General features: G+C 72.2%; 9 protein-coding genes. 3 read left to right on the forward strand and 6 right to left on the reverse strand.

Going from position 1 to position 9,908, the window contains the following annotated elements:
- Both ACWF94_RS23150 and ACWF94_RS23155 read right to left on the reverse strand, forming a co-directional pair.
- A partial coding sequence (locus tag ACWF94_RS23150) for an ABC transporter permease (RefSeq protein WP_453491543.1) occupies positions 1 to 623 on the reverse strand: 623 nt, incomplete at its 3' end.
- A gap of 51 nt (positions 624 to 674) precedes the next feature.
- Entirely contained in the window at positions 675 to 1,949 is a 1,275-nt protein-coding gene (locus ACWF94_RS23155; RefSeq protein WP_453491546.1) for an ABC transporter permease, read from the reverse strand.
- 155 nt (positions 1,950 to 2,104) lie between these two features.
- Here ACWF94_RS23155 and ACWF94_RS23160 point away from each other — a divergent pair, with 155 nt between their 5' ends.
- Together ACWF94_RS23160 and ACWF94_RS23165 are read left to right on the forward strand one after the other, a co-directional pair.
- The gene (locus ACWF94_RS23160) at positions 2,105 to 2,785 is read left to right on the forward strand and encodes a response regulator transcription factor (RefSeq protein ID WP_453491549.1); all 681 of its coding nucleotides are present in this window, start codon (positions 2,105 to 2,107) and stop codon (positions 2,783 to 2,785) included.
- Positions 2,782 to 4,017: a sensor histidine kinase gene (locus ACWF94_RS23165; protein WP_453491552.1), complete on the forward strand. Its 1,236-nt coding sequence runs from the start codon at positions 2,782 to 2,784 to the stop codon at positions 4,015 to 4,017. Before ACWF94_RS23160 ends, ACWF94_RS23165 begins: the two co-directional genes overlap by 4 nt.
- Positions 4,018 to 4,113: 96 nt before the next feature.
- Here the strand turns inward: ACWF94_RS23165 and ACWF94_RS23170 are convergent, their stop codons facing one another.
- The 4 genes from ACWF94_RS23170 to ACWF94_RS23185 form a co-directional block, all read right to left on the reverse strand.
- Positions 4,114 to 4,707 carry a DUF4291 domain-containing protein gene (locus tag ACWF94_RS23170; RefSeq protein WP_453491554.1) on the reverse strand — a complete coding sequence of 198 codons (594 nt, stop codon included), beginning with the start codon at positions 4,705 to 4,707 and terminating at the stop codon, positions 4,114 to 4,116.
- Positions 4,708 to 4,998: 291 nt separating this feature from the next.
- Positions 4,999 to 5,877: an alpha/beta fold hydrolase gene (locus tag ACWF94_RS23175; RefSeq protein WP_453491557.1), complete on the reverse strand. Its 879-nt coding sequence runs from the start codon at positions 5,875 to 5,877 to the stop codon at positions 4,999 to 5,001.
- Between the two features lie 214 nt (positions 5,878 to 6,091).
- A complete protein-coding gene (locus ACWF94_RS23180) occupies positions 6,092 to 8,044 on the reverse strand; it encodes a BTAD domain-containing putative transcriptional regulator (protein WP_453491560.1) in 1,953 nt (650 codons plus the stop codon).
- A gap of 96 nt (positions 8,045 to 8,140) precedes the next feature.
- Positions 8,141 to 8,956, reverse strand: a complete 816-nt coding sequence (locus ACWF94_RS23185) for a hypothetical protein (protein ID WP_453491563.1) — start codon at positions 8,954 to 8,956, stop codon at positions 8,141 to 8,143.
- Positions 8,957 to 9,332: 376 nt separating this feature from the next.
- Between ACWF94_RS23185 and ACWF94_RS23190 the strand changes: the two genes are divergently transcribed.
- The coding region (locus tag ACWF94_RS23190) for a GNAT family N-acetyltransferase (RefSeq protein ID WP_453491566.1) at positions 9,333 to 9,908 on the forward strand (576 nt) is incomplete at its 3' end.

Raw genomic sequence — 9,908 nt, forward strand, 5'->3', positions numbered from 1 at the left:
GGGTCCAGTTCGCCGGAGGGATCGCGGTAGACGCCCTGGACGGTGAAGTCGGCGGTGCCCTTGCGCCCCGGGTCGTTGGGGGCGAGTGTGATCCTGCTGCCGGGCTTGAGACCGTTCTTCCTGGCCAGGCGCTCCTCGACCAGTACGGTGTCGCGGTCCTTGTCGGCGGCGGTGATCGGCTTTCCGGCGAGCAGTTTCCAATTGCCGCCGGCGAAGCCGGGCATCAGCCGGGAGTCCAGGACGCCTCTGGGCAGGGCGAGACCGGGAACGGACGGGTCCGCGCTCTGGCCCGTGAGCTTGGTGCCGCCGACCAGCCGGGCACCGTCGAAGGAGTTGTAGTTGTACGCGTCCACCAGCGGTGACGCGCCGATCCGGTCCACGACGTCGGCGCTGATCTGCGGGGCCTGCATCTTGCCACTGGCGACCGTGGCGTCCATGTCCATTTCCAGGGTGACATCGGCGCCGATCCTGCGCTTGGCCTGCTCGCCTGCTCGGTCGGTGGCGTCGCTGATGAGGACACCGCCGAGGACCATGGCCGCTATGACCACGAAGGTCGCCAGCATCACCACGGTTCTGACCTTGCGCGCCCACAGGCTCAGGCACGCGCGTTTGAGGAAGTTCATTTATCTGCCAGGTCCTTGCTCTGCGCGATCGCGGTCGGCGGTCGCCGGTGGTCAGTCGCTGTCGGTGAGGATGGATCGGGGGTGCAGCCGGAGGATGCCGATGCCCGGGATGACCGTGGCGGCCAGTGCGATACCCAGACTCGTCCCGGCGACCCTGCCGAGATCGCCGGCTGTCAACCGCACTTCGGGACGGGGCAGCGGCTCGGCCCGGTCCAGGGAACCGGACGCGGTGGGGCGGTCGCCGGACTCCTGGGCGGGCAGCACGTCCCCCATCCGGTCGCTGAAGAGCCCGGCGGCAACGGCGGCGCCCAGCAGGGCGGGTACGGCCACCGCGACCACCTCGACGCTGTGCTGTCCGACGAGCTTCCACTTCTTCTCGCCGAGCGCGAGGAGCATGCCGAGTTCGTCGCGCCGCTCGCGGATGGTCAAGGTGACGATCAGACCCAGGATCACCGCGCCGGCCACGGCGATCAGCCACACCACGGCGTTCGCGAAGGCGCCCACCCGGCGCAGCGGCTGGACCTGGTCGCGGTACGCCTTGTCGTTCACGTCGGCGCGGAAGTCCCTGCCCGTTCCCAGCTGCCGCTCGGCCAGGGCGTGCAGGGGCCGCGCCCGCTCGGGCGAGCGGATCCTGTAGACCGCCTCGGTCAGGCGCTCACCACCCGGTCCCAGGCCGCGCAGTGCCCCGATCGGCACATACATCCGGTTGGCGGGCAGGTCCGCCGGGGGCAGCCACATGTCGAGCACCCGGGCCGGGTCCTTGAAGATGCCGATGACCTCGAAGGACTTCCGGGCCGGGCCGTCCGGCGGGGCCAGGGTGACGTTGTCGCCCACCGTCAGCCCGTTCGCGGCGGCTGCCCGCGCCTCGACCATGACCACGTCGCGGCCGGAGTCCGCGGCGGTGATCCCGCGCCCCGCGATCACCCGGACGCGACCGGTCGAGAAGTCCAGGAGCAGCTCCGTCTCCCGGACACCCGTGAGGCTCGGCCCGTCCCCACCCCGCTTCGCGTCGGGCGGGCGCGGCACGCCGGACTCCACGAGCTTCAGACCGGGCGCTCGCGGGACCCCGTGCGCCACCGGGTTGTACCGTTCCACCAGAGGTGAGGCCCCCAGCCTCGCCGCCCGCTCGGCGGTGAGCCGCTCACCCCGCACGGTGACGTCGACACCGATACGGCGCTGTGCCTCCGCCTCCTGCCGGGCGGTGGCCCCCTGGAGCAGATACCCGCCGAGCAGCAGCGTGCAGACCACAACGAAGATCCCGAGCAGGATCGCCGTCTTCACCTTGCGGGCGAGAAGGCTGTACGCGGCCCGCTTCACGAAGTTCATGGCCGCAGCAGATCAAAACGGCCATTGCGGCCGGGTAAGAGACGTTACGAGGATATAAAAGCCGCTGGTGGGACGGGTGTCGACGGGTGCGCCGAGCGCCGCGCGAGCCGGCGTGTTTACCTGCCCGCAATCGCCGGTCTGATTCCCTGGGGGCTATGAGGGTTCTGGTAGCCGAAGACCACGAAGTGCTCGCGCGCACCATCGCGACCGGACTGCGCCGGCAGTCGATGGCGGTGGATCTCGCCGCCTCCGGCGACGAGGCCGAGCGGATGTGCCTGCTCACCGACTACGACGTACTGATACTCGACCGGGACCTGCCGGTGATGACCGGCGACGAGGTGTGCCGGCGGCTGCGCGAACTCCAGGACCCCCCGCGCATCCTCATGCTCACCGCCGCGGGAGAAGTGACGGACAAGGTGTACGGGCTGCAGGAGCTGGGCGCCGACGACTATCTGGCGAAACCCTTCGACTTCACCGAACTGGTCGCCCGGGTGCGCGCGCTGTCCCGGCGCACCCCCAAGCCGCCACCGGCCGCACTGCACCACGAGGGCATCACCCTGGACCCGGCCAGCCGGGAGGTACATGTGGACGGACGCCCGGTCGGCCTCACCCCCAAGGAATTCGCGGTACTCCAGGTGCTCCTTGAGGCCGCCGGCCGGCATGTCACCCACCATGACCTGGTCCGCACGATCTGGGACGAGCACATGGACCCGCGCACCACCACCGTACGCGCCACCATCAGCCGGCTGCGCGGCAAGCTGGGCGGCCCCGGCACGATCACCGCCGACTCCGGTCTCGGCTATCTGCTGAAGGCCGCGCCCGGACCGCTGCGGTGAAACGCCCCCGCGTCCCCGACCCGCGCCGCGTCCTGTCGCGTATCCCCGACCCCCGCCGCGCCCTGTCGCGGCTGCCGTTCCGCGCCCGGCTCGCGGGCGCCTTCAGCGCACTGTTCCTCCTGGCCGGAGCCGCCCTGCTGGCCTTTGTGGTGGTCCTCGCCCGGTACGGCACGGCGCAGAAGGCCGAGGGCATCGACGTACAGCCCTTCTACGAGCCGATCGATGACGGAGCCGCACCGGTGCCCCGTCCCCTCAGCCCGACGGAGCCAGGCGGGCGGACCCCGTCCGGTGGCGACGGTGTCGCCCTCCGTCTGGTGGAGACGTCGGTGCAGGCGGTGCAGGACGCGGCCCTGAACCAGATGCTCCTGTGGTCCGGCATCGGGCTGATCATCATGGCCCTCCTCGCCGGACTCACCGGCTGGTGGCTGGCCGGCCGGGCACTGCGGCCGGTCGCCGCCGTGACCGACACCGCCCGCCGGATCAGCGATATGAACCTGGACGAACGCCTGGGCCTCACCGGGCCGGACGATGAACTCCACCGTCTCGCCGACACCTTCGACACCATGCTCGACCGGCTCCAGCGCGCCTTCGACAGCCAGCGCCGATTCGTCGCCAACGCCTCCCACGAACTGCGCACCCCGCTCGCCGCCCAGCGCACCAGCATCGAGGTCGGCCTCGCCCACCTGCCCGGGCATCTCGCCCAGGTCCGCGACGACCTGCTCAGCACCAACCACGACGCCGAACGGCTCATCGCCTCCCTCCTCCTGCTGGCCCGCAGCGACCGCGGCCTGGAGGAGACCGAACCCGTCGACCTGGCCGAGATCACCGTGGCCGCCGCCGCCGGACTGCGCTCCGCGGCGGAGGACAAGCACCTGGAACTGCGCACGTCCATCGGCGGCCCCCTGCGGCTGTCCGGTGACCCGGTGCTCCTGCGCCATCTGATCTCGAACCTGCTGGGCAACGCCCTGCGGTACAACCGCCCCCGGGGCCGGGTCGAGGTCACCCTGGCGGGCCGCACCCTGACCGTCACCAACACCGGCCGCCCCGTGGCCCCCGACCGGATCGACGACCTCTTCGAACCCTTCCGCCGCCTCGGCCGCGACCGGGTCGGCCACACCGGCCACGGCCTCGGCCTGTCCATCGTCCGCTCCATCGCGGAGGCCCACAGCGCCGTGGTCCACGCGGAGCCGGGCCCCGACGGCGGCCTCACCGTGACGGTCCGCTTCCCCTGAACCCGGCCGGTCCAGCGCCACCGGCAGGCGTATCGCACTCGATGTCAGGCGGGCGCCCTGTGGTGTCCGATCAGCCCGGCCCTCCGGCCGGAACCCCTACGGGCGCAGGTGGGCGAGGAGTCCGTCGGGCACGGCACAGGGGCGCTCCGGGGGCAGGAGCTGCCGGGCGGCGTCCAGGTCTCCGTCCCGTACGCGGTCACGGATCGTGTGAGCGGTCGCGGTGATGTCGGTGATGGAGACGGTCCACTCGTCCGCGTAACGGCGCGCCGCTTCGCCCCTGAGCCCGAGTTGCAGCGAGCGGTGGGGCAGCGGCCGCAGGTGCAGATCCCGCTCCGGGTCCCATTGCACCCGGGCCGGGGACTGCTTCAGCCGGTGCTTCCAGGCGGCGTGGTCGGGGTGCAGCCTGCGGTCGTAGTGGGACAGACAGGCACGCTCCAGTGCCCATGCGAACCCTTCGCGGGTGATCTCGACGGCGAGGACGGTGCCCTGGCCGTCCTTGGCGCCCCATCCGCAGCGGTACATCATCCAGAGGAAAGACGGCTTGATCCAGGTCATCCGGTCCCGCTGCCAGGCCGCCGGGAAACGGCCGTCCCTGGCCGCGGGCCGTCCGATCTCCGGGGGGTACGCCTGGTAGACAGTGATCGTCGAGGCCGTATGGCGGGCGCGGATCCGGTACTTGGGTTCTGCCATGGTCACCAGTGTGGGCGGAACGGCCGGCCGCGCGCCATCGGGTTACCGGGACACCGGGACAGGTGCCGGTCCGCGATCCCCGACCGGCTTGTCCACCCCGGCGGCGTGATCCCGATCAGCGGTCCCGGTCCACCCGGCTCAGGAACCGCCGCACGCCGCCGGCCGCTCCGCCACCTGGGCCGAGCGGTGGCAGCCCGCCGCGGTGTGCCGCGCGCCCCCGGCGCGGACGACCGCCCCGCGACAGGGGCGGCGGCGAGGCCGGGGCGCCGGGGGCCGCACGATCCCGGTGTGTCAGCGTGCCAGCAGCTCCCGGACCGCTCCCGCGATCTCGTCGGGAGCCTCCTCGGCCATGAAGTGGCCCGCCCGGGTCAGCCGGTGGTCGAGGTCCGGCACCCACGCCCGCCACACCTGCGCGGCGTCGTAGCCGAGCTGCGCGCCCCAGTCCTGCTGGATCACCGTGACGGGCATGGCGAACTGCGAACCGGCATCGAGGTCCGCCTGATCGTGGGTGACATCGACACCAGCGGAGGCACGGTAGTCGGCGACGATCGAGTCCACGGCCCCGGCGCTCGCCCGCAGGTACTCCGCCCGTACGTCCGCCGGAATGGCGGCCGGGTCCTTGGCCCAGGCATCGAGGAAGGAGCCGAAGAACGCATCCGCGCTGTTGGCGATCATCGTCTCCGGCAGGCCGGACGGCTGCGCCATGAGGAACAGGTGGTAGCCGACCGCCGCGGAGACCCCGCGCAGCACGTTCCACATGTCCAGCGTCGGTACGACATCGAGGATGCCCAGGTGTGTGACGGTCTCCGGGTGATCCAGCCCCGCCCGGAAGGCGACGAGGGCACCGCGGTCGTGACCGACCAGAGCGAACCGCTCATGACCGAGTCCGGCCATGACCGAGACGATGTCGGCGGCCATGGTCCGCTTGGAGTAGACGTCCTCGTCCGTGGCCACCGGTTTGTCGCTCGCACCGTACCCGCGCAGATCGGGGCAGATCACCGTGTGCTCCGTGGCCAGCTTCCGCGCGACGTGCCGCCACATCAGATGGGTCTCGGGAAAGCCGTGCAGCAGCACCACCGGACTGCCGCCGCCCCCCAGGGCGACGGACAGTTCCACGCCGTCCGCGCCCGGCAGACGTGTGTACTCGAAGTCGGGAATCGTGGGAGTCATGACAGGCCCCTTGCGCTCTCACAGGTGTTCGGTTGCTGACGAGAGCCACTGTGCACGACAGCGATGAGCAACGAATCAGCGAAGCCCTGCCGCGGTGAGAGCCGTCGGGTGAGCCGGCACTGTCCGGGGCATCGCCTCCGCGGTGGCGCCCCCGCCGGGCGGCACAGGAATCCCCGGCACAGGCTTCGGCCTCGGCTCAGGCTTCGGCCTCGGCTCAGGAATTCCCGGCACAGGCTTCGGCCTCGGCGAGGTATCGCCGCACCGGGCCGACGGTGAGCACGCCGCCGGCGGCGCCGCCGTACTCGGCGGAGGCATCGCGCAGGGCCGCCGCGGCCCGCCCGGCGATCTCGCGCTCGTCCAGCCGTGCGGCGGCGTGGGCGGTGAGGCACCACAGGGCCTCCTGGAGGTGATCGTGCGGCGGATCGGGCGTCGCGGCGAGCGCGGCCCGGGCCTCCTCCGCCCTGTCCTGGGCGAGCAGGACGAGCGGTGTCGCCCACGGCAGGTGCGGGCCCCAGTCGAGCCGTGGGTCAGTGGGGGCGGGGCGACCGTGCAGCAGGCGCAGCCCGAGCAGGGCGAGCGGGAGCAGGCCACGGTGCAGCCCCGGCATTCCGGCCGTCTCCAGGGCGCGGTCGGCGGCGCGGTATGCCGCGGCGGCCGAGGCGGCGGTCGGCCCGCCGGGTCCGGCGCTGCGGCCGGCCAGGACCCGGGCCCGGAACCACGCGGTGAGCACAGGGACGAGCGGCGACTCATGGACGGCGGCCAGCTGTTCGGCGGCATCGGCGTGCCCGGCCGCGGCATCGAGGTCACCGAGCGCCGATGCCGACTGGAGCCGGACGAACCGGCCCAGGATCGCGAAGGCCGGCAGCCCCTGACCGGTGGACAGCTCCACGAGTTCCGCACCGATCGCGTCGCGTCGCGGCGCGAGCCCGGGGCGCCCGAAGGAATGCAGGAACACCCCGTTGAGGGCGAAGGCCAGCAGCGCGGGATCGCCCAGCTCCCGCGCCAGGGACTCGGCCTCGTACGCCGCCTCCCGCGCCGTCTTCAGCGCGGTACCGGAAATGTCCCCGCTCCGGCTCTCGACGGCGACGGTGGCGAGGAGCCGGGTCCGCAACCCGGGAGGTCCGCCGCCGGGGCCGAGCGCGGTCAGTGTGCGCTCGGCGGCAGCCACGACGGCGCGCGACTGCTCGGGGTCATCGGCCCGACTCCAGATCGCGGGCACGTCGTAGGCGCCGATGACCCGCGCGGTCAGGAAGACATCTCCCGTACGCTCGGCCGCCTCGACGGCGGCGAGACGGTTGCGCCGGGACAGGACGAGGGCGTCCCCGCCGGCCAGCGCCAGGGTACGGGCCAGGTCCACGGTCGTGCGCGGGCCCAGCCGGGCACCGGCGTCCGGCCACACATGCCGCGCCGCCTCCCCGGACGGCTGGAGGTCCGCGGACCTGTTGAGGATGTCGGTCTCCAGGCGCTGGAGCCCGGGCCCGGGGTCGAGCCCGAGCTGCTCAACGAGCATCGCGCGGGCACGCCGCAGCGTGGCCAGCGCATCGGCCTGCCGCCCCGCACGGTAGAGCGCACGGGCGAGCAGCCCCCAGGCCGGCTCGCGCCACGGATGCTCGCCCACGTGCGCGCCGAGTTCGGCGACGAGGCCCGCCTCCTCACCGGAGTCGAGCAGGATGCCCGCCCGCAGTTCCACCCCCTGCAACCGCAGCTCCTCCAGCCGGGCCCGCTCCCGCTGGACCCACCCCGAATCAGGCAGATCGGCGTAGGCCGGCCCGCGCCACGAAGCGAGCACCTCGCCCAGCTCGGCCACCTTGCCGGGAGCACGGCGGACCCCGGCCAGAGTGTCCTGGAACCGGTGAACGTCCACATCCGCCCGTGGCAGACGCAGCGCGTATCCGGGCCCTTCCGTCACCAGCACCCGCGACGGGGTACGGGGCGGCCGACCGGGTTCCATCGCACGGCGCAGCGCGGCGACGAACGTACGGAGCGCGCCCAAGGCGCCCGCCGGGGGATCGGACCACAAGTCCTCGACCAGGCCGTCGGCGGTGACCATCCGCCCATCGGCCGCGACGAGCCGGGCGAGCACCTCACGATGCCGAGGTCCCCTCAGGTCCAGCAGACCTCCGTCATCGCCCCACGCCTGCACCGCACCGAGCACACCGATCCTCACCCGCCCATCATCCCCCGGACGGGCACCTGGCCCGCACATGCACCGCTGACGGCGCGGCATCACCCGGCCGCACGGGGGTATCGGCCGCGCCCGGGGTCAGTGGTCCTCGCGGACGGTGGTGGCGATGCCGTTGACGATGACGACCTCGGCGGACACGCCGGCCTTCTTGGTGGCCGCTTCGAGTTCCGCCTCGGTGCACTCGGTTCCGGCCTGCCCGGCGTCGTCACCGCAGATCGCGCCGGCCCCCCAGATCTTGGTGTCATCGGCGATGAAGAACTGCTGCTCCGCGCCCTTCAGATCCGAGACGGTGTACTTGCCCGGTGCCAGGTAGCGCACATTGCCCAGCCAGGTGCCGTTGACGCCCTTGCCCTTGTTGATCCCGTCGACGGACGACTCCGGGGCCTTGTTCTTGTCTTTGTCCTTGTCCTTGGGCGGCGTGCCGGGTCGGCTGTCGTCGACGGCCGGGCCCTCGTCGGGTGCCGGGCGCTCGGTGATCCTGGTGGCGATCCCGTTCTTCATGACCACGTCGGCGGGGATCGACCCGTCCTTGAGGACCTTCTCCAGATCGTCGAGGGTGCACGGGGTGTCGGCACTCTGCTGGTACGTGCCGCAGATGGTGCCCGCACCGTAGACCTTGGTGTCCTCCGCGGTGAAGAACTGCTGCTCCTTGCCCTGGGCATCGACGATGTACTTGCCCGGCGCCAGATACTCCACCGTGCCGCCGGCGAAGGTCCCGCTGACCCCGGCCGGCTTCCCCGCCTGCTTCGCTCCCGGCTTCGCCGCTCCGGCCGCCTCGGTCTTCGGCGTCGCCGCCGCGTCCGAGGAGCCGTCCTGGCAGGCGGTCAGCAGCGTGGTCCCCGTGAGGAGCGCCGCGGTGGCGAGAACGGTCCTCGTACGCAGGTTGAGAGCCATGATGTTTCCCCGTTTCACAAAGGTCGGTATCAGCCGCCGTACGCCTGTGCTCCAGGTGAACGGCTGTGTCCTCACCATGCGGGGTGTGAGCGGGCCGGTGGAAGCCCGGTCCCCAACCCACGACCGCGCCGTTACCGCACCTGGACATTGCAACTCGTCCGTACGGGAGCCCTTCTGACCTCGTCACCGGGCTCGCGCCGCCGCACGTCCGGGCGGCGACGCGGCATCCGGTCCGCACCCCGCACCACCTCGCGGCACCCCAGGTCGCCGATCTGCCGGCGGCCGCAGGGCGGCTGTCCGCCCGGACGAATCGGGGACCGGCATCCTGTGCCTTCGGACCAGCTGTGCGCCCGAAGCGGCTGAAACCATGACCGGCGTGACTGATCTCCTCCGCGACCGCACCGACTTCCCGCCCGTCGACACGGCGTACGCCGCGGCCGAGGCCGCCGCGCGGGCCGCGGGCGTCGGCATCCGCTCCCTGGACACCGTCGGCGAGCTCGAAGCCGTCCGGCGGCTGTACGAGCACATCTGGCGCACCGGCGAGAACAGCCCGCCGGTGACGGCGGACCTGCTGCGCGCGATGACGAAGGCGGGCAGCTATGTGAGCGGCGCCTTCGACGGGGGCGAGCTGGTCGGCTCCTGCTTCGGCTTCTTCTCCCCACCGGCGCGCGGGGCACTGCACAGTCACCTCGCGGGGGTCCTGCCACACCTGCGGCGGCGCAACGTCGGGTTCGCCCTGAAGCTGCACCAGCGTGCCTGGGCGATGGCGCGCGGTGTCGACGAGATCAGCTGGACGTACGACCCCCTGGTGTGCCGCAACGCGTACTTCAACACAGCCAAGCTGGGCGCCGAACCGGCCGAGTACCTGCCGGACTTCTACGGTCCGATCGACGACGACATCAACCGCGACGACGCCACCGACCGGATTCTCGTGCGCTGGCGCCTGGCGTCG

The sequence above is a fragment of the Streptomyces sp. NPDC055078 genome (assembly GCF_053607985.1).

Bases quoted from the DNA above. Each gene is read 5' to 3' on its own strand.
- ACWF94_RS23160 (WP_453491549.1), top strand. From the start codon at position 2,105: ATGAGGGTTCTGGTAGCCGAAGACCACGAAGTGCTCGCGCGCACCATC.
- ACWF94_RS23175 (WP_453491557.1), bottom strand. From the start codon at position 5,877: ATGACTCCCACGATTCCCGACTTCGAGTACACACGTCTGCCGGGCGCG.
- ACWF94_RS23170 (WP_453491554.1), bottom strand. From the start codon at position 4,707: ATGGCAGAACCCAAGTACCGGATCCGCGCCCGCCATACGGCCTCGACG.
- ACWF94_RS23155 (WP_453491546.1), bottom strand. From the start codon at position 1,949: ATGAACTTCGTGAAGCGGGCCGCGTACAGCCTTCTCGCCCGCAAGGTG.
- ACWF94_RS23185 (WP_453491563.1), bottom strand. From the start codon at position 8,956: ATGGCTCTCAACCTGCGTACGAGGACCGTTCTCGCCACCGCGGCGCTC.